This window comes from Actinomadura sp. NTSP31 (genome assembly GCF_041951385.1).
GTDB classification, from domain to species: Bacteria; Actinomycetota; Actinomycetes; order Streptosporangiales; family Streptosporangiaceae; genus Spirillospora; species Spirillospora napierensis.
The window spans coordinates 268,676-287,632 of the sequence record NZ_JBGNUT010000001.1 but is presented as its reverse complement, the minus strand read 5'-3'; the positions used below and the strand labels follow the sequence as shown (position 1 = coordinate 287,632).

The following is an 18,957-nucleotide window of genomic DNA, read 5'->3' as shown; positions in this document are numbered from 1 at the left end:
AACGGTCTTTTAATTCGGGTCATGGGCCGGATCGCGGGTGTCACGGCGGCCGAGACGCGGGAGCGCCTGCTGCGCGCCGCCGCCGACGTGTTCGCCGAGCGCGGGTACGACGGGACGCGCGTCGCCGACATCGCGGCCGCCGCCGGCGTCAGCAACGGCGCGCTGTACGCGCACTTCGGCTCGAAGGGCGAGCTGATGGTGGCCGCGCTGCGCGCGCACGGCCGGCGGCTGCTGGCCGAGCTGGTCGCCGCCGACCCGGAGCGCTCGATCACCGAGTCGCTGCTGATCATCGGCCGGTGGCTGCCGCGCCGCCGGGACGCGCGCGGCCACCTGGTGGTCGAGGCGCTCGTCGCGGCCCGCCGGGACGCCGAGGTGGCCCGGCCGATGCACGACTACATGGGCGAACGCGCCGGGATGCTCGAGGAACTGGTACGCGCCGCGCAGGCCGGCGGGGAGATGGACGGCGCGCTCTCACCGAATGCGATCGCCCACTTCTGCCTGCTGCTGGCCATGGGCAGCGTGCTGGTCCCCCCGGAGATGCACGGCGTCGGCGACGAGGAGTGGTCGGCGCTGCTGACCCGCGTCGTGGCGGCCTTCGCACCGGCGGGCGCCACCGCGCGCCCGGCCGGCCCGGCGGCGGCCCGGACAGGAGGAACGCGATGAAGGTACGGATCGACGCCGGACGCTGCCAGGGGCACGGCCGCTGCTATGACCTGGCCCCCGACCTGTTCGGCGAGGACGACGAGGGCTACGGCACCGTCCTCGGCGACGGGACCGTCCCCGCGGGCGGGGAGCAGGACGCGCGCCGGGCGGCGGCCAACTGCCCCGAGCGCGCGATCACCGTCCTGAAGGAGGCGCGGACATGAGCACCGGCGACGAGATGACCGCCGGCGAGGCGGCGGCCGCCGACGACCGCTTCGCCGAGGGCTTCGAGGAGATGCGCGAGAGCCGGCCGCTCGGCACGCGCAACGAGGTCGTCACCGGCCCCGTGTCGGACTGGGCCACCGACTTCTCCCACATGGAGCCCGAATGGGCCGCCGACCCCTACCCGATCCAGGACGACCTGCGGCGGCGCTGCCCCATCGCGCACACCGGCCGGTTCGGCGGCGGCTGGCTGCCGACCCGCTACGAGGACGTCAGCGCCGTCGCCTACGACACCGAGCGCTTCTCGTCCCGGGCCATCGTCATGAGCAACTTCCGGCCGCCCCTGGAGATCGCGCCGGTCGGCGGGGTGCCGCCGATCTCCTCCGACCCGCCGTTCCACCACGACGCGCGCAAGCTGCTGCTGCCGGCCTTCACCAGGTCGGCCGTCTCCCGGCTGGAACCGGCGACCCGCGCGTTCTGCCACTCGCTCATCGACGGCTTCGAGGGCGACCTCGTCGACGCCGCCCGCGACTACGCCCAGCACATCCCGACGCGCGTCATCGCGAACATGCTCGGCTTCCCGCCCGAGGACGGCCCGACGTTCCGCGAGTTCGTCGAGAACGCGCTGGAGGGCGTCAACCGTCCCCCGGACGAGCGCATCGCGCGGATGGAGAAGCTGTTCGACTACCTGCTCGCGCAGATCCGCGACCACATCGACCACCCGCGCGACGACCTCACGACCTACCTGATCAACGCCGAACTGCACGGGCGCAAGCTCGAACCGTCCCACGTGTCCGGGACGATGGCACTGCTGCTGATCGCCGGGATCGACACGACGTGGAGCGCGATCGGCGCGTCGCTGTGGCACCTCGCCAGGACGCCCGCCGACCGGGAGCGGCTGGTCGCCGAGCCGGAACTGCTTCCGACCGCGATGGAGGAGTTCCTGCGCGCCTACGCGCCGGTGACGATGGCGCGGCTGGTGAAGCAGGACATGCGATGGCGCGGCGCCGACATGAAGGCCGAGGACTGGGTGCTGCTGTCGTTCCCCGCCGCCAACCGGGACCCCGAGCAGTTCGACCGCGCCGGCGAGGTCGTCATCGACCGCGAGGTCAACCGGCACGCCGCGTTCGGGCTCGGCATCCACCGCTGCGTCGGCTCGCACCTGGCCCGGATGGAGCTGCGCGTCGCCCTGGAGGTCTGGCTCGAACGCTTCCCGCGCTTCACCCTCGACGACCCCGCGGCGGTGACGTGGGCCGCCGGGCAGGTCCGCGGACCCCGCACCCTGCCCCTGCGCATCGGCTGACCGCGCGCACCGGCCGACCGCGCCCGGCATGACCGCGCCCGGCGTGACCGCGCCCGGCATGACCGCGCCGGCGTGACCGCGCCCGGCATGGACGGGCCGCGTCCGGGCGCGGTCAGCCGCGTCCGGGCGCGGGCAGCTCGTCGCGGATGTCGAAGACGCGTTCCAGCCCGGTGACCCGCAGCACGTTGCGGACCCGCTCCGTCGGGCGCACCAGGACGAACCGGCCGCGCATCGCCGCGATCCGCTTGCTCGCGCGGATCAGCACGTTCAGCCCCGACGAGTCGCAGAACGTCATGCCGGTCACGTCGACCACCACCCGCGGCGGGCCGTCCGCGCCGATCGCCTCCGACAGATGCTCGTCCAGCGTCCCGGCCGTGGCGAGATCCAGCTCGCCCGCCACCGACACCACCGTCCACCCGTCGTGCTCGGCGACACCGAAGTTCGCTCCGCCGCGCGGGACGCCACCAGCGGCCCCCATGTGCTCTACCTCCGATCGTTCCCCTCGGGCACCCTAGGGGATCATCGGCGCAGCAGCTTCGCGGCGCCCACCGCGGCACCCGTGGCGGCCGCTCCCGCCGTCGCCGCGCCGACCAGGTACTTGTGCTTCGCCGCCCACAGCTGCGGGCTGTGCGGATGGGCCTCCTCGTCGAACCGGCCGTGCGCGCCGTAGTCGTGGCCGCCGGCGTCGTCGGCCGGCTCCCACAGGTTCGCCGCCTGGTCCGGCGGCGTCCTCTGCTCGGTCTGCTGCGACGAGAACGCCGTCCTCGCCAGGTAGCGGTCGAGCAGGCCCGCGGCGAACTTGTTCGCGATCAGCGTGCCGACCGTGCTCCCGCCGACCCAGTACTCCCGGCGCCGCGGATGCTCCGCCGCGTACAGCAGCGCGTCCGCCGCGATCTCCGGCTGGTAGATCGGCGGGACCGGTTGCGCGCGGCGCGGCAGCCGCGACAGCACCCAGTTGAACTGCGGGGTGTTGACGGCCGGCATCTCCACCATCGTCACCTTGACGTTCGGGTGCTCGTGCAGGAGCTCGGCCCGCAGCGAGTCGTGCAGGCCCTGGACGGCGTGCTTGGCGCCGCAGTACCCGCTCTGCAGCGGGATCCCCCGGTAGGCCAGCGCCGAGCCGCACTGGACGATGACGCCGCGCTCGCGCGGGATCATCCGCTTGAGCGCCGCGCGGGTCCCGTTGGCGTAGCCGAGGTAGGTGACCTCGGTGATGCGCTTGAACTCGTCCGGCTCGATCTCCCAGAACGGCGCGAACACCGAGGAGAACGCCACGTTCACCCACACGTCGATGGAGCCGAGCCCGTCCTCGACGCGCTGCGCGGCCTCCTCGACCCGGTCGTTGTCGGCGACGTCGACGCTGATCGGCAGTGCCCGCCCGCCGGCCTTCTCGACGTCGGCGGCGGCGCCGTCCAGCCCCTCCTCGCCGCGGGCCAGGAGGGCGATCCGGGCGCCGCGCGCGCCGAACGCCCGCGCCGTCGCCCGGCCGATGCCCCCGCTGGCACCGGTGATCACGACGACGCTGTCCCTGTCGATCCCGTACTTCATCGCGGCCCTCCACCCGGCTTGGTCGGCACAGGCAGCACTGCCCGCACAGACGCGTCCGTAACGCGCCCGGCCTGCCGCGTCGCCGGCCCGGCGCTACCCGTCGCGCAGGGGGAGGCGCACGACCATGCAGGTGCCGGACGGCCGGTCCGCGACGTGCAGGGTCCCCCGGTGGGCGTCGGCGATCTGGCGGGCGATCGCGAGCCCGAGGCCGGTGCCCTCCGGCTCGCTGCTGCGCGCGTCGGGACGGCGGTAGAAGCGCCGGAAGACCGCCTCCCGCTCGCCGGCCGGGATGCCCGGCCCGTCGTCGACGATCTCCAGGACCGCGTGGTCGCCGCTGCGGTCGAGCACGACCTCCACCCGGCTCTCCGCGTGCCGCTCGGCGTTGGACACGAGGTTGCGCAGCAGCCGCGCCAGCCGGACGGCCGAGCCCTCCACCGTCAGCCCGCGCTTCAGCCGCGTCGTGACGGCGGCGCCGGGATCGCGGCGGGCCAGCTCGTCCTCCACGAGCCGGGTCAGGTCGACGGTCTCGGTGCTGATGGGCTCGCCGGCCTCCAGCCGGGCGAGCTCCAGCAGGTCCGCGACGATCCGGCCGAGCCGGTCGGCGTCGTCCAGCGCGGCGTGCAGGATCGCGCGGGAGTCGGCCTCCGGGTCGGCGAGCGCGAGCTCCAGGCGGGTCTGCAGCCCGGCGAGCGGGCCGCGCAGGTCGTGCGAGGTGTCCGCGACGGCCTGCTGCTGCCGCCGCAGGGCGTCGCCCATCGCCGCGGTGGCCCGGTGCTCCTCCTCTCGCGCCCGGTGCAGCCGCTGGTTGACCTCCTGCAGCTCGCGCGTCCGGGCGAACAGCTCCGCTTGCACCGCCTCCACCCTGGCCTCGGGCGGCTGCTCGGCGCGCAGCTGCAGGATGTAGGAGGTCACCTCCTCCACCCGGTGGATGACGGCGATGACCGTGCCGTCCGGGCCGAGCAGGGGGGCGTTGCGGATGCTCCAGTACCGCTCCTCGTACATCCCGGGCCGGCCGGCGGCCTCGATGTCGTACCGCTGCAGCGGCATGATGTCGGTCTCGCGTTCCCTCGCCACCCGCTCCAGGGACGCCCGCACCTCGGTCACGCCCCGCCCGCCCGGGCCGCCGGGGAACATCTCGTAGAAGAGCCGGCCCATCAGCCGCTCGCGGGGATGTCCCGAGAGCTGCTCGTAGGTGCGGTTCACCATCGCGTACCGCAGATCGGGCGTGAACACCGCGCAGCCGACCGGGATTGCGTCGAAGACCGCCGACAGGTCGATCTCGGCCATCCCTCATATCTATCCATTCAGGGCAAACGGCCGGGAAGGTGCGGGCATCCCGGCCGCAAAACCCTCATCCGCGCACGGACGGCCCGGGCCCCCGGCGCGCCTGGCGCAGGCCGTCCGCCCCCGGCGGCTCCGAGGCGTCGGCCGTGCCGAGCTCCTCGATGACGTCCCGCATGGCCCGGCAGAGCGCGTCGATGTCGTCCACCAGGGTCGCCTCCGCGCTGATCCCGAGGTTCAGCATCCCGGTCCAGCCGAGGGCGCCCACCGCGAGCGGCGCGCCGGGCCCGGTCGGGACGATCGGGTGCGCCAGGGCCATCGGCGCGCCGGCCAGCCGCGCCGGCGTGTTGGACCCCGGCAGGTTCGTCGCGATCGCCTGGAACGTCCGGCCGCCGTACACCGCCCGCGCGAACGCCGCGTGCAGCACCGGCGGCAGTGCCCGCGAGGCCCGCTGCATCACGAACGCCGAGGCCAGCGCCCGGGTGCCGGAGCGCAGCCGGCGGGTGGCGGCGGCCAGCGCGCGCAGCCGCTCGACCTCCGGCATCGGCCCGCACGGCAGGTCCACCATGACCGCCGAGGTGTGGTTGCCCTCGGGCGGCACCTCGGGCCCGCCCGTCATCAGCGGCACCGCGACCCGCAGGGCGCGGCCGCCCTCCGGGTCGGCGGCGAGCGGGCCGACCCGCCCCAGCCCGCCGGCCAGCGCGCACAGCACCACGTCCGTCACCCGGACGCCGTGCCCGCGGGCGAGGTCGCGGACCGCCGGCATCGGCAGCCGGAAGGTGCCGAAGACCCGTTCCCCGGTGCCGGTCGACGGCAGCCGGGTCCGCTGCCGGGACTCGGTCGCCAGCTGCGCGATCCCGGCGACGGTGCCGAGGGCGCGGCGCGTCGCGGACGGCCCGGCGCCCGCGGCCGGCAGCGCGTCCGGCGGCGTCAGCAGCCGCAGCACGTGCGTGATCACTCCCATGCCGTCGGCGACGACATGGTGCATCAGGAAGACCACCGCGGCCTGGTCGGGGGCGTAGCCGCGCACCGCGATCATCCGCCACATCGGCCGGTCGCGCGGCAGCGGCTCGCTCTGCAGCGCGCCAACCAGCGTGTTGAGGGCGGCGTCGCCGGGTTCCGGCAGGGTCGTCTCCTGGACGTGCCAGTCCCAGTCGACCACCGGCTGCGCGACCCAGCGGCGCCGCCGCAGCCTGGACGGGGGCGACAGCCGCTGGCGCAGCCGGGGCAGTTCGTCCTGGCGGCTCCGCAGCGTCGCGATCAGGTCCTCCCGGCTCGGGGTCCCGTCCGGCGCGTCCAGGAAGATCAGCCCGCCGACGTGCTGCGGCACCCGGTCGGACTCGACGGCCAGGAAGAACGCGTCCTCGGGCGGGACGACCGGTGCGCGCGGCCGGCCGGAGTCGCGGTCGGTCAGGAGGGAGGCGACCCAGACCACGACGACCGCTCCCGCCGCGTCCAGCAGGTAGTGGTTGGCGGTCGCCATGATGACGTAGATCGTCACGAGGACGTGCAGCAGGCTCGCCGCCTGCAGCCACCGGCGCACCGGCAGCCGGGCGAGCTCGACGCTGACCCACAGCGCCCACGCGACGTGCAGCGACGGCATGGCCGCCAGCCGGTCGGCGTGGTCGACGACGGGGCTGCCCCACGACCCCCAGGTGCCGTGGGCCATGACGGTGTCGACGTATCCGAGGTCGGGCACCAGGCGCGGCGGGGCGACCGGCCATAACGCGAAGCAGACCGCGCCGATCACGTTGATCAGCGCGAAGGAGGTGCGGGCGGCCCGGTAGCGGTCGGGGCGCCTGCGGTACAGCCAGGCCAGCAGCCACAGCGTGCTGACGAGGTAGACGGTGGCGTACTCGTAGTTCGCGAGGACGGCGGCGGTCCGGTGCGAGGCGAGCCAGTCGTTGAGCGGCCGCTCGGCGGTGATGTGCAGCGTCCGCTCGAGGTCGTGGATCCGCCGGCCGTGGTCGGCGGCCGCGGCGCGCCGGTCGCCGACCGGGAAGGCGGCGGCGACGGCGTAGAGGGCGAAGAGCGAGAGCCCGAACGCGAGTTCGCGAGCGAGCGGGGGGCGGCGGCCCAGCAGCCCGGAGGGGTCGGTTTCTGGGGTCACCAACCAGTAGTAACCCAAAAACTTGGCCTATACACATATATATGATCGGTTTCGCGTTTACCCGGCGATCAACGGGGTTATGGGGACCACTGCGACCGGCAGAGCGCCGCCCCGCCCCGCGCGCCGCCCCCGAGGAAACGATGTCCATCAGCGAGCGCTTATGGAACGAGACCTACGAACGCCAGATCAGGACCCGCCTGCAGGCCAGGGAGAACTTCCCGGTGGCCGCCCGGCTCCTGCCCGCCCGGCACCGGGCGCACCTGCTCGACGTCTACGGCTACGCCCGGCTCGTCGACGACATCGGCGACGAGGCGCCGCCGGATGAGCGCACCGGCCTGCTCGACCTCGTGGACCGCGACCTCGACCGGATCTACGCGGGCGCCGTCCCCGAGATCCCCGTCCTGCGCGCGCTGGCCCGCACGGTCCACGAGTGCCGGATCCCCGCGGAGCCGTTCCGGCGGCTAGTGCTGGCGAACCGCCGGGACCAGGTCGTCACCCGCTACGGCTCGTTCGACGAGCTGATGGAGTACTGCACGCTGTCGGCCGATCCCGTCGGCCACATCGTCCTGCACGTGTTCGGCGCGGCCACCCCGGCGCGGCTGCGGCTCTCCGACCGGATCTGCTCCGCGCTGCAGATCATCGAGCACTGCCAGGACGTCGGCGAGGACCACCGCGACGGCCGGGTCTACCTGCCGGCGGACGACCTGCGCCGGTTCGGCTGCACCGACGAGGACTTCCGGGCCGCGGCGACGCCGACGCGCCTGCGCGGTGTCATCGCACTCCAGGCGGGCAGGGCGGAACGGCTGCTCTCGGAGGGCGCGCCGCTCGTCCGGAGCCTTCCGGGGTTCGCGCGCCTCGCGGTCGCCGGATACGCGGCGGGCGGATTCGCCGCCCTGGCCGCCCTGGACCGCCGCTCCTACGACGTCCTGGAAGGCCCGCCACGCCCGGGGAAGGCGCGGCTGCTCGCCGAGTGGTCGCGGATGATGGGAAGGAGAGGGGATGGACGCAGCCGGCGCCTACCGGCACTGTGAACAGGTCGTCCGGTCGCAGGCACGCAACTTCTCGTACGGGATCCGACTCCTGCCCCCGCCGAAGCGCCGCGCGCTGAGCGCCGTCTACGCCTTCGCCCGGCGGATCGACGACATCGGCGACGACAACGACGCGCCGCCCGATGCGCGGCTCGCCGCGCTGGCGGCCGAGCGCGACCGGCTCGCCGACCTGGACGCCCACCAGGACGACCCCGTGCTGGCCGCCCTGTCGGACGCGGCGCGCCGGATGCCGGTACCGCTGGAGGCGTTCGGCGAACTGATCGACGGCTGCGAGGCCGACGTCCGCGGCGCGGCCTACGACACCTTCGACGACCTGCTCTGGTACTGCCGGTGCGTCGCCGGCTCGGTCGGCCGGCTGTCGCTCGGCGTGTTCGGCACCCGCGGCGACCCGCGCGCGGCCCGGGCGCGCGCGGACGCGCTGGGCGTCGCGCTGCAGCTGACCAACATCCTGCGGGACGTGCGCGAGGACCGGCTCGGCGGCCGGATCTACCTGCCGGCCAAGGACCTCGCCAGGTTCGGCTGCACGCTGGACCAGGACGCCTCCGGCCGGTTCACCGACCCGCCGGAGCAGCTGGCGGCGCTGGTCCGGTTCCAGGCGGCCCGCGCGCAGGAGTGGTACGGGACGGGCCTGCGGCTGCTGCCGATGCTCGACCGGCGCAGCGCCGCCTGCACGGGGACCATGGCCGGCATCTACCGGCGGCTGCTGCGGCGCATCACCGCCGACCCGGCGGCCGCGCTGCAGGCCCGCATGTCGCTGCCGGCCCGGGAGAAGGCCGCCGTCGCCGCCGCGGCGCTCACCGGGATCCGGCGGTGAGCCCGCGCGGGCACGTCGCCGTCGTCGGCGGCGGGCTGGCCGGGATCAGCGCCGCGCTGGCGCTCCAGGAATCGGGCGTGCGGACGACCCTGTACGAAGCGCGTCCCCGGCTCGGGGGCGCGACCCATTCGTTCGACCGGGACGGCCTGACCGTCGACAACGGCCAGCACATCTTCCTGAAGTGCTGCACCGCCTACCGCGGGCTGCTGGAGCGGCTCGGCGCGCAGGACCGCGTCCGCGTCCAGGACCGCCTCGACATCCGCGTCCTCACCCCGGACGGGACGTCCGGGAGGCTGCGCCGGGCCAAGGCGCCCGGTCCGCTGCACCTGCTGCCCGCGCTCGCCCGGTACCGGCTGCTGTCGCCCGGCGACCGGCTGCGCGCCGTACGCGCGTCCCTGGCCCTGCAGGGCCTCGACCCGCAGGACCCGGCGCTCGACGCCGTCGGCATGGGCGGCTGGCTGGCCGCCCACGGCCAGCGGGAGCGGGCCCGCACCGCGCTGTGGGAGCTGTTCCTGATCTCGGCGCTCAACATCGGCGTGGACGACGCCGCGATGGGCCCCGCCGCGATGGTGTGCAAGGAGGGGCTGCTCGGCCGCGCCGACGCCGCCGACATCGGCGTCCCGACCGTCCCGCTCGGCGAACTGCACGGCGGGATCGCGGCGCGGCGGATCGAACGGCTGGGCGGCCGCGTCCACCTGAAGGCCAAGGTCTCGGCGGTCGAGGCCGGACCCAAGCTCGTGGTGGACGGCGAGCCGGTCGCCGCGGACGCCGTCGTCGTCGCGGTGCCGCACCGCGCGGCGGCCCCGCTCGTCCCGGCGCAGGCGTGCCCGGACCGGGACCGCTGGGCGGGCCTCGGATCCAGCCCGATCATCAACGTGCACGTCGTCTACGACCGGCCGGTCATGGACCTGCCGTTCGCCGCCGCGATCGGCTCGCCGGTGCAGTGGGTGTTCGACCGCACCGAGATCAGCGGCCTCGCCGGCGGCCGCGGCCAGTACCTCGCGGTGTCGGTGTCGGCCGCCGACGGCTGGATCGACACGCCCGCCGCCGACGTCCGCGCCGCCTTCCTGCCCGCGCTGGCGCGGCTGTTCCCGGCCGCCCGGCGGGCCCGCGTCACCGACTTCTTCGTCACCAGGGAACGGCACGCGACGTTCCGCCAGAGCCCCGGCAGCGGCGCGCTGCGTCCCGCGTCCGCGACCCGGCTGCCGGGCGTCTTCCTCGCCGGCGCGTGGACCGACACGGGCTGGCCCGACACCATGGAGGGGGCAGTGCGCAGTGGACTGACCGCCGCCCGGCTGGTCCGGCGGCACCTGGACGGGGTGAGCGGCCGATGACCGCCGTCCCGGCCTCGATCACCGGCGGGCGCGCCCTCGCCGAGGAGGCGATGCGCGCCTGCGCGGACCGCCTCGACCCGGCGAACCGCCGCGTCATCGCCTACCACCTCGGCTGGACCGACGCCGAGGGCCGGCCCGCCGTGGCGGGCGGCAAGGCGCTGCGCCCCGCGCTGGCGCTGCTGTCGGCGCGGGCGGCGGGCGCGCCGCCGGAGAGCGCGCTGCCCGGCGCGGTCGCGGTGGAGTTCGTGCACGCGTTCTCGCTGCTGCACGACGACATCATGGACGGCGACCGGACCCGCCGGCACCGCCCCGCCGCGTGGACCGTGTTCGGCGCGCCGGCCGCGATCCTGGCCGGCGACGCGCTGCTCGCCCTGTCGGAGGAGCTGCTGCTGGAGCAGCACACCCGGGGCGCGCACTGGGCCGCGGAGGCGCTGACCGCCGCCACCCAGCGGCTCATCTCCGGCCAGGCCCTCGACATGGGGTTCGAGACGCGCGCCGACGTCACGCTCGACGAATGCCTGACGATGGCGTCCGACAAGACCGGCGCGCTGCTGGCCTGCGCCTGCTCCATCGGCGCGATGCTCGGCGAGGCGCCCGCGGAGCTGGTCACCGCCCTCACCGGGTACGGGACGGAGATGGGCCTGGCGTTCCAGCTGGTGGACGACCTGCTCGGCATCTGGGGGAGCCCGGAGACGACCGGCAAGCCGGTCCTGTCGGACCTGCGGGCCCGCAAGAAGTCGCTGCCGGTCGTGGCCGCGCTGACCGCCGGGACCGCCGAGTCCGCGCGGCTGGCCGAGCTGTACGCGGCGCCCGCGGACCCCACCGAGGACGACCTGCGGGAGATGGCGGGGCTCGTCGAGGCCGCGGGCGGGCGCGCCTGGGCCGAGGCCGAGGCGGACCGCCGCGTCGCGCTGGCCGGCAAGTACGTCGGCGACGTGGAGATGGACGACGCGGTCCGCGCCGAGTTCCGCGACATCGCGCTGTTCGTCACCTCCCGGGACCACTGAACGACCCATCCCACCGAGAAAACGGAGACCCGCCAGAAAGCAGGATGCCGAATGACCACGACGGAAGCCCCCGGACTCACCGGAGCGGCCGCGGCCGCGGTCGACGCCGCCCGCGGCCACCTGCTCGGACTGCAGTCGGCCGAGGGCTGGTGGAAGGCCGAGCTGGAGACGAACGTCACCATGGACGCCGAGGACCTGCTGCTGCGCCAGTTCCTCGGCATCCGCACCGACGCCGAGACCGCCGCGGCGGCGCGCTGGATCCGCTCGCAGCAGCGCGCCGACGGGACCTGGGCGAACTTCCACGGGGGCCCGCCGGACCCGTCCACCACGATCGAGGCGTACGTCGCGCTGCGGCTGGCCGGGGACCCGCCGGAGGCCGGGCACATGCGCAGGGCCGCCGCCTACGCGCGGGAGGCCGGCGGCATCGAGGGCAGCCGCGTGTTCACCCGCATCTGGCTCGCGCTGTTCGGCCAGTGGTCCTGGGACGACCTGCCCGTCATGCCGCCCGAGCTGATGTTCCTGCCGAGCCGGTTCCCGCTGAACGTCTACGACTGGGCCTGCTGGGCGCGGCAGACGATCGTGCCGCTGACCGTCCTCGGGTCGCTGCGGCCCGTCCGGTCGCTGCCGTTCGACCTGCCGGAGCTGCGCGCGGGCCGGCGCCCCGGCCGCGAGGCGACCGGGTGGGGCAGGGCGTTCGACACCCTCGACCGCTTCCTGCACGTCTACGAGAAGCGCCCGGTGCGGCCGCTGCGGACCGCCGCCCTGCGCCGCGCGGCCGAGTGGATCGTGGCCCGGCAGGAGGCGGACGGCTGCTGGGGCGGCATCCAGCCGCCCTGGGTGTACTCGCTGATGGCGCTGAGCCTGCTCGGCTACGACCTCGACCATCCGGTGATGAAGCGCGGCCTCGCCGGGCTCGACCGGTTCACGATCGACGATGAGAAGGGCCGCCGGCTGGAGGCGTGCCAGTCGCCCGTCTGGGACACCGTGCTCGCGATGAACGCGCTGTCGGACGCGGGCGCGCCCGCCGGCGACCCGGCGCTGCTGCGCGCCGCCCGCTGGGTCGTGAACGAGGAGATCCGCGGGCCGGGGGACTGGTCGGTGCGCCGCCCGGACCTGTCGCCGGGCGGGTGGGCGTTCGAGTTCGACAACGACCTGTACCCCGACACCGACGACACCGCCGAGGCGATCCTGGCGCTGCGCCGCTCCGGGCTGCCGGAGGCCCGCGGCCCGATCGACCGGGCCGTCCGCTGGATGTCCGGAATGGTCTCCAAGGACGGCGGGTTCGCCGCCTTCGACGCCGACAACACCCGCGAGCTGTGCACCAAGCTGCCGTTCTGCGACTTCGGCGCCGTGATCGACCCGCCGTCGGCCGACGTCACCGCGCACGTCGTCGAGGCGCTCGCCAAGGAGGGCCACGCGGAGTCGCCCGTCACCAAGCGCGCCGTCGTGTGGCTGCTGAAGGCGCAGGAGGCCGACGGGTCGTGGTTCGGCCGCTGGGGCGCCAACCACGTCTACGGCACGGGAAGCGTGGTGCCCGCGCTCATCGCGGCGGGCGTCCGCCCGGAGAAGCCGCCGATCCGCCGGGCCGTGGCGTGGCTGGAGCACCACCAGAACACCGACGGCGGCTGGGGCGAGGACCTGCGCTCCTACGACGACCCGTCCTGGATCGGGCGCGGCGCGTCCACCCCGTCGCAGACCGCCTGGGCGCTGCTGGCGTTGCTCGCCGCCGGGGAGCGCTCGCCGGCGGTGGAGGCCGGCGTCCGCTGGCTCGTCGAGAACCAGCGCCCGGACGGCAACTGGGACGAGGACCACTTCACCGGCACCGGCTTCCCCGGCGACTTCTACATCAACTACCACCTGTACCGGCTGGTGTTCCCGATCAGCGCCCTCGGCCGCTACCTCGGGCGGGCGGCGTGACCCGCGTCGTGGAGACCACCGAGTTCACCTTGCCGAAGGAGGTTCGACCGTAATGCCGATGCCACTGCGCCAGAGCGTCCGCGTCGCGTCGCACATCATGAGCAACAAGGTGCGCGGCAAGGACAAGTTCCCGCTCATCATGGAGCTCGAACCGCTGTTCGCCTGCAACCTCGCGTGCGCGGGCTGCGGCAAGATCCAGCACCCCGCCGACGTGCTCAAGCGGCGCATGCCGGTCGAGCAGGCCATCGCCGCCGTCAAGGAGTGCGGCGCCCCGATGGTGTCGATCGCGGGCGGCGAACCGCTCATGCACCCGCAGATCGGCGAGCTGGTCGACGAGCTGGTGAAGATGAAGAAGTTCGTGTTCCTGTGCACGAACGCGCTGCTCATCCCGAAGAAGCTCGACAAGTTCAAGCCGTCGCCGTACTTCGCCTTCACCGTGCACATCGACGGCCTGCAGGAGCGGCACGACGAGTCGGTCTGCAAGGAGGGCGTGTTCGACGACGCGGTCGCCGCCGTCAAGATGGTCAAGGAACGCGGTTTCCGGGTCACCACCAACACCACGTTCTTCAACACCGACACCCCGCAGACCGTCATCGACGTCCTGAACTACCTCAACGACGACCTGCGGGTGGACGAGATGATGCTCTCGCCCGGGTACGCCTACGACAAGGCGCCCGACCAGGAGCACTTCCTCGGCGTCCAGGAGACGCGCGAGCTGTTCAAGAAGGCGTTCGCCGACGGGAACCGCAAGCGGTGGCGGCTGAACCACTCGCCGCTCTTCCTGGACTTCCTGGAAGGCCGGGCCGACTTCGGCTGCACGGCGTGGGCGATCCCGTCCTACTCGCTGTTCGGCTGGCAGCGCCCGTGCTACCTGATGTCCGACGGCTACGCGAAGACCTATCAGGAGCTGCTCGACGACACCGACTGGGAGTCCTACGGCCGGGGCCGCGACCCGCGCTGCGCGAACTGCATGGCGCACTGCGGCTACGAGCCGACCGCGGTCTTCAAGACGCTCGGATCGCTGAAGGAGTCCCTCCGCGCCCTCCGCGAGAACTGAGGGTTGTTCACCCAGGGGCCGGTCATGGCGAAGTCGCCATGACCGGTCGGGGAGACGTTGCCGGCCGGGTCACTCCGCGGCGGAGAAGAACTCCCGCGCGATCGGCAGGACGAGGTCGGTGCGGCGCATCAGGCCGTTGTGGGTGGTGCCCGGCAGGACGGCGATCCGGGATCCTCCGATCAGGTTGTGCATCTCGACCGCGTGCTCCAGCCGGACGAAGTCGTGGTCGCCGACCATCAGCAGGGTCGGCGACCGGATGGCGCGCAGGTCGTCCTGCTCCCACCCCTTCCACGCCTGGAAGACCCCCTGGAGCTTCGCGGTGAACGCCTCGAAGTGATCGGGGTCGGGTGCGACCTGGACGTAGACCTCCTGCATCTCCTGGAACTCGGCCGGTGTCGGCAGGCGGGTGGAGCCGGTCTGCAGGGCCTCCGGGTTCTGGATCTCGTCGTGGTAGCCGTCGTGCCGGTAGTGGACGGAGGCCAGCACGAGCCGTCCCACCCGCCGCGGATACCGGATGACGGTCTGCAGCGCCGTGAGACCGCCGAGGCTGAACCCCCACATGTCGGCGACGTCGATCCCGAGATGGTCGAGGAGGCCGACCACGTCCTCGGCGAAGTACTCCAGGGTCATGTCGCGGTCGATGTCGGCCGTCCGGCCGTGTCCCTGGAGTTCGACGGCGATCACCTGCCGCGTGGCGGCCAGGGCCGGCAGGACGCCGGCGAACGACAGGTCGATGGTGAGGACGCCCCCGTGCAACAGGAGCAGCGGCCGCTGCGCGCCGTCCTGGTCGCCGTGCACCTCGTAGTACATCCGCAGCCCGTTCACGGGCGCGTACCCGCTCGCCGTCAGCGTGCCGGCATCGCTCATCGCCGCTCTCCTCATCCGGATCGACCTTGCACACCTCAGACCGTCGCGCGTCCCGGAACTCATCGTTCCGGCCCCGATCGGCTCCCGGCGAGCGAGTAACGCGCCTAACTGGAGGGCGATCGTCCGCTTGGTGCTAGATTGGCGGCATGGACGCGACCTGGCCCGCGGTGGACCGGCTGCTGGACGACGGGACCGGGCACCGGCCCCGGGCCGACGCCCGCCGCAACGTGGAACGCCTGGTGGCCGCCGCCCGCGAGGCCGCCCGCGAGGCCGGATCGCAGATCACCGCGCACGACGTCGCGCGCCGCGCGGGCGTCGGGATCGGCACCTTCTACCGCCGCGTCGGCTCGCTCGAGGACCTGCTGAAGGCCGTCCTGGACGAGCTGCTCGGCGAGATCACCGCGACGGCCGACGCGTGCCTGGCCGCCGCCGACCCGTGGGAGGGGTTCCGCGCGTTCGCCGCGTCGTACGTCCGCGGCCGCAACGAGCTGTGCGACATCAACGAGGCGCTCGGCCACGTCCTCGACCACTCGCGCGCCGACCTGCGCGACCGCATTCGGAAGCTGGTCGAGCGCGCGCAGGAGGCGGGAGCCGTGCGCGCCGACGTCGGCTGGACGGACGTGGCGTTCCTGCTGGTGTCGGCGGCGACCGGCCCGCACACGCTCGGCCTGCGCGCGGGCGACGAGCAGTGGGACCGCAACCTGCACATCATCCTGGACGGCCTGCGCGCCCCCGGCTCCGGCGACCTCCCCGGAGAGCCCCCGCAGGCGCTGTGACAGGAGTCGGGAACGCGAAGAGGGAGTGACGGCCCGCGCCTCGCGGCGCGGCACACCACTCCCTGCTGGTGGGCGATACTGGGATTGAACCAGTGACCTCTACCGTGTCAAGGTAGCGCTCTCCCACTGAGCTAATCGCCCGTGCGCGTGATCTCCGGGGGGAGACACGGCGGTCGAGGTGGAGACGGGATTTGAACCCGTGTACACGGCTTTGCAGGCCGTTGCCTCGCCTCTCGGCCACTCCACCAGAAGAGACCTTCTGGGTCACAGCCTGAAAGGCCCCTCAGAGCGGAAGACGGGATTTGAACCCGCGACCCTCACCTTGGCAAGGTGATGCTCTACCCCTGAGCCACTTCCGCCTGCGCTGCCCGGTGCCCTGCGGCCCCTTGCGGCGACGGGGAAAACATTAGCGCGTCCCGGGCGGTTCCCCAAACCGGGTTTCCCGGCGAGCCGGACCGGGACGCTTCGATGCCGGGCGAAGGATGCGGCGCATAGGGTCGAGATATGGCGGAACTTGTCGTTACTTCGGACATCGCCCCGGTGGCGGCGCTGCTGGCCGACCGGGCGCGCGCGGCGATGCTGACGGCGCTGCTGGACGGGCGTCCGCTGGCGGCGGGGGAGCTGGCGCGGGCGGCGGGGGTGAGCGCGCCGACGGCGAGCGCGCATCTGGCGCGGCTGCTGGACGGCGGGTTCGTCGCGGTGGTCAAGCAGGGCCGGCACCGCTACTACCGGCTGCAGAACGCCGACGTGGCGCAGGTGATCGAGGCGCTGTCGCGGATCAGCCCGCAGGTCAAGGTGCGCAGCCTGAGGCAGTCGCGGGACGCGCGGCGGCTGCACGAGGCGCGCACGTGCTACGACCACCTGGCCGGTGAGGCGGGGGTGGCGCTGTTCGCGGCGCTGGTGGACGGCGGCATGATCGAGCGGGACGGCGAGGAGGCGTACGAGGTCACCGAGAAGGGCGAGGACCGGCTCGGCGCGCTGGGGCTGGACCTGCCCGGGCTGCGCAGGACGCGCCGCAGGTTCGCCTGGCGCTGCCTGGACTGGACGGAGCGGCGCCCGCATCTGAACGGGGCGCTGGGGGCGGCGCTGACGGACCGGATGATCGAGCTCGGCTGGTTCGAGCGGGGGCCGACGCGGCGCGCGCTGACGGTGACGGAGGACGGGCTGAAGGGCCTGGCCGATTCGTTCGGGTGCGTGCTGGTGTGAGCTTCGCCTACGCCGCCGGACGGCTGGCCACGGGGCTCGCGGAGGTGACGAGCGATCCGGCGGCGCTGGATTCGCGCGGCTGGTGGGCGGTCGTGGTCACCTACGAGGGACAGGTCACGTGCGCGCGGTTCGAGCGCGTCCGGGAGGCGCCTCACCCCGGCGGCGCCTGGCCGGGCGTGCGGGAGTGGGAGAGCTCGCTGGACGAGGCGGCGTACGTCGCCGGAGTCGAGCGGATCAGGGCGGAGATCGCGGACGGGGTCGTCTACCAGGCGAACCTGTGCCGGGTGCTGTCCGCGGAGCTGCCGGCCGGGGCGGACATCGCCGGGCTCGGAGCGCGTCTCGCGCGCGGGAATCCGGCGCCGTACGCGATGACGCTGCGGATCCCGGGGCTGGAGGTCGCGTCGGCGTCGCCGGAGCTGTACCTGGCGCGGGACGGGGACGTGGTGGAGTCCCGCCCGATCAAGGGGACCGGCCGGACCGCGGCCGACCTGCTGCCGAAGGACCGCGCCGAGAACGTGATGATCGTCGACCTCGTCCGCAACGACCTGGGCCGCGTGGCGGCGACGGGGTCGGTCGAGGTGCCGGGCCTGTGCGAGCTGGAGGAGCATCCCGGCCTCGTCCACCTGGTGTCGACGGTGCGGGCGCGGCTGGCGGGCGGCGCGGGCTGGCCGGAGCTGCTCGCCGCGACGTTTCCTCCCGGTTCGGTGACGGGCGCGCCGAAGTCGAGTGCGCTGACTCTGCTGGATGAACTCGAACCCGTCCCCCGCGGCCCGTACTGTGGGGCCGTCGGCTGGGTGGACGCGGACTCCCGGCGCGGCGCTCTCGCGGTGGGCATCCGGAGCTTCTGGGCGGAGGACGGCCTGCTGCGCTTCGGCACGGGCGCCGGCATCACGTGGGGGTCCGATCCGCTCCGCGAATGGCGCGAGACCGAGCTGAAGGCGGCTCGGCTATTGGAGGTGGCTTCGGGTGACGGCGCAGGCCCACGGGGGCGGGCGGGCCAGGATCTGGCTGAACGGGGAACTGGTCGACCCTGAGCGGGCCGTGGTGTCGGTGTTCGACCACGGCGTGCTGGTCGGCGACGGGATCTTCGAGACGGTGAAGGCCGCGCACGGCGAGCCGTTCGCGCTGACCCGGCACCTGCGGCGGCTGGCGGCCTCCGCGGCGGGCCTCGGCCTGCCCGAGCCCGACCACGACGCGCTCGCGCAGGGCGTGCTGGAGGTGCTGGCGGCGGCGCCGAAGTGGCCGCTGGCGCGGATCCGGATCACGTTCACGAGCGGTCCGGGGCCGCTGGGCTCGGCCCGCGGCGACGCGGGCCCGACGGTGTCGATCATCGTGGACGAGCAGGCGCCGTTCCCCGCCACGGCCGGCGTCACCGTGGTGCCGTGGCAGCGCAACGAGCGGGGCGCGCTGGCCGGCCTGAAGACGACGTCCTACGCCGACAACGTGCTGGCGCTCGCCTACGCCAAGGAGCGCGGCGGCGGCGAGGCGATCTTCGGCAACCTCGCGGGGAACCTGTGCGAGGGCACCGGCAGCAACGTGTTCCTCGTCCGCGGCGGCCGGCTGGTGACGCCGCCGCTGGCGTCGGGCTGCCTGGCCGGGGTGACGCGCGCGCTGGTGCTGGAGTGGTGCGGCGGCGAGGAGGAGGACGTCCCGCTCGAGGAGCTGTACCGGGCGGAGGAGGCGTTCCTGACGTCCACGACCCGCGACATCCAGCCGATCCGGGCGGTGGACGGCACCGCCCTTTCCGAGGCCCCGGGCCCGATCACCGCCAAGGCGATGGAGGCGTTCGCGGCCCGCGCCGCCGAACTGATGGACCCCTGATCG

At 74.0% G+C, this 18,957-nt stretch carries 18 protein-coding genes and 3 tRNA genes; 13 read left to right on the top strand and 8 right to left on the bottom strand.

Translation table 11 applies throughout. The features are described 5' to 3' along the window. The first annotated feature begins 21 nt into the window (after positions 1-21). From ACA514_RS01195 to ACA514_RS01185, 3 genes are read left to right on the top strand one after another with little or no spacing between them, the layout of a single operon-like run. The gene (locus tag ACA514_RS01195) at positions 22-663 is read left to right on the top strand and encodes a TetR/AcrR family transcriptional regulator (RefSeq protein WP_375039062.1); all 642 of its coding nucleotides are present in this window, start codon (positions 22-24) and stop codon (positions 661-663) included. Further along, the gene (locus ACA514_RS01190; RefSeq protein WP_375039061.1) at positions 660-866 is read left to right on the top strand and encodes a ferredoxin; all 207 of its coding nucleotides are present in this window, start codon (positions 660-662) and stop codon (positions 864-866) included. Before ACA514_RS01195 ends, ACA514_RS01190 begins: the two co-directional genes overlap by 4 nt. Next, positions 863-2,167 (top strand): cytochrome P450, encoded by a 1,305-nt coding sequence (locus ACA514_RS01185; protein ID WP_375039060.1) that lies wholly within the window; start codon positions 863-865, stop codon positions 2,165-2,167. The genes ACA514_RS01190 and ACA514_RS01185 overlap by 4 nt, the downstream gene beginning before the upstream one ends. 112 nt (positions 2,168-2,279) lie before the next feature. Here the strand turns inward: ACA514_RS01185 and ACA514_RS01180 are convergent, their stop codons facing one another. The 4 genes from ACA514_RS01180 to ACA514_RS01165 form a co-directional block, all read right to left on the bottom strand. After that, positions 2,280-2,645, bottom strand: a complete 366-nt coding sequence (locus tag ACA514_RS01180; protein WP_375039059.1) for an STAS domain-containing protein — start codon at positions 2,643-2,645, stop codon at positions 2,280-2,282. 41 nt (positions 2,646-2,686) lie between these two features. Further along, positions 2,687-3,715: an SDR family oxidoreductase gene (locus tag ACA514_RS01175; protein WP_375039058.1), complete on the bottom strand. Its 1,029-nt coding sequence runs from the start codon at positions 3,713-3,715 to the stop codon at positions 2,687-2,689. 93 nt (positions 3,716-3,808) lie between these two features. Continuing rightward, on the bottom strand, positions 3,809-5,002 hold the full coding sequence (locus ACA514_RS01170; protein ID WP_375039057.1) for an ATP-binding protein: 1,194 nt from the start codon (positions 5,000-5,002) through the stop codon (positions 3,809-3,811). Between the two features lie 64 nt (positions 5,003-5,066). Next, on the bottom strand, positions 5,067-7,106 hold the full coding sequence (locus ACA514_RS01165) for a phosphatase PAP2 family protein (RefSeq protein ID WP_375039056.1): 2,040 nt from the start codon (positions 7,104-7,106) through the stop codon (positions 5,067-5,069). A gap of 140 nt (positions 7,107-7,246) precedes the next feature. Between ACA514_RS01165 and hpnC the strand changes: the two genes are divergently transcribed. The 6 genes from hpnC to hpnH are packed head-to-tail and all read left to right on the top strand — an operon-like array spanning position 7,247 to position 14,284. Then, on the top strand, positions 7,247-8,137 hold the full coding sequence (gene hpnC / locus ACA514_RS01160; protein WP_375039055.1) for a squalene synthase HpnC: 891 nt from the start codon (positions 7,247-7,249) through the stop codon (positions 8,135-8,137). Further along, positions 8,106-8,969, top strand: a complete 864-nt coding sequence (gene hpnD / locus ACA514_RS01155) for a presqualene diphosphate synthase HpnD (RefSeq protein WP_375039054.1) — start codon at positions 8,106-8,108, stop codon at positions 8,967-8,969. Before hpnC ends, hpnD begins: the two co-directional genes overlap by 32 nt. Continuing rightward, positions 8,966-10,303 (top strand): hydroxysqualene dehydroxylase HpnE, encoded by a 1,338-nt coding sequence (gene hpnE, locus ACA514_RS01150; RefSeq protein WP_375039053.1) that lies wholly within the window; start codon positions 8,966-8,968, stop codon positions 10,301-10,303. Before hpnD ends, hpnE begins: the two co-directional genes overlap by 4 nt. Next, positions 10,300-11,310 carry a polyprenyl synthetase family protein gene (locus tag ACA514_RS01145; RefSeq protein WP_375039052.1) on the top strand — a complete coding sequence of 337 codons (1,011 nt, stop codon included), beginning with the start codon at positions 10,300-10,302 and terminating at the stop codon, positions 11,308-11,310. Before hpnE ends, ACA514_RS01145 begins: the two co-directional genes overlap by 4 nt. Positions 11,311-11,361: 51 nt before the next feature. Beyond that, the gene (shc, locus tag ACA514_RS01140) at positions 11,362-13,227 is read left to right on the top strand and encodes a squalene--hopene cyclase (RefSeq protein WP_375039051.1); all 1,866 of its coding nucleotides are present in this window, start codon (positions 11,362-11,364) and stop codon (positions 13,225-13,227) included. Between the two features lie 52 nt (positions 13,228-13,279). Further along, the gene (gene hpnH / locus ACA514_RS01135) at positions 13,280-14,284 is read left to right on the top strand and encodes an adenosyl-hopene transferase HpnH (RefSeq protein WP_375039050.1); all 1,005 of its coding nucleotides are present in this window, start codon (positions 13,280-13,282) and stop codon (positions 14,282-14,284) included. 69 nt (positions 14,285-14,353) lie between these two features. Here hpnH and ACA514_RS01130 read toward each other — a convergent pair whose 3' ends face one another. Further along, positions 14,354-15,151: an alpha/beta fold hydrolase gene (locus ACA514_RS01130; RefSeq protein ID WP_375039049.1), complete on the bottom strand. Its 798-nt coding sequence runs from the start codon at positions 15,149-15,151 to the stop codon at positions 14,354-14,356. A 146-nt stretch (positions 15,152-15,297) separates the two neighbouring features. Here ACA514_RS01130 and ACA514_RS01125 point away from each other — a divergent pair, with 146 nt between their 5' ends. Further along, positions 15,298-15,927 (top strand): TetR/AcrR family transcriptional regulator, encoded by a 630-nt coding sequence (locus ACA514_RS01125; protein ID WP_375039048.1) that lies wholly within the window; start codon positions 15,298-15,300, stop codon positions 15,925-15,927. A 66-nt stretch (positions 15,928-15,993) separates the two neighbouring features. Here ACA514_RS01125 and ACA514_RS01120 read toward each other — a convergent pair. The 3 genes from ACA514_RS01120 to ACA514_RS01110 all read right to left on the bottom strand — a co-directional run bounded on the left by ACA514_RS01120 (position 15,994) and on the right by ACA514_RS01110 (position 16,286). Further along, positions 15,994-16,068 (bottom strand) — tRNA-Val (locus ACA514_RS01120). 35 nt (positions 16,069-16,103) lie between these two features. Continuing rightward, a tRNA-Cys gene (locus tag ACA514_RS01115) sits at positions 16,104-16,174 on the bottom strand. 40 nt (positions 16,175-16,214) lie between these two features. Next, positions 16,215-16,286 (bottom strand) — tRNA-Gly (locus ACA514_RS01110). A 145-nt stretch (positions 16,287-16,431) separates the two neighbouring features. Here ACA514_RS01110 and ACA514_RS01105 point away from each other — a divergent pair. The 3 genes from ACA514_RS01105 to ACA514_RS01095 are packed head-to-tail and all read left to right on the top strand — an operon-like array spanning position 16,432 to position 18,954. Beyond that, positions 16,432-17,133, top strand: coding sequence for an ArsR/SmtB family transcription factor (locus tag ACA514_RS01105; RefSeq protein WP_375039047.1), 702 nt, complete (start codon positions 16,432-16,434; stop codon positions 17,131-17,133). Then, entirely contained in the window at positions 17,130-18,167 is a 1,038-nt protein-coding gene (locus ACA514_RS01100) for a chorismate-binding protein (RefSeq protein ID WP_375039046.1), read from the top strand. The genes ACA514_RS01105 and ACA514_RS01100 overlap by 4 nt, the downstream gene beginning before the upstream one ends. Then, positions 18,100-18,954 (top strand): aminotransferase class IV, encoded by an 855-nt coding sequence (locus ACA514_RS01095; RefSeq protein WP_375039045.1) that lies wholly within the window; start codon positions 18,100-18,102, stop codon positions 18,952-18,954. Before ACA514_RS01100 ends, ACA514_RS01095 begins: the two co-directional genes overlap by 68 nt. Positions 18,955-18,957 lie beyond the last annotated feature (3 nt).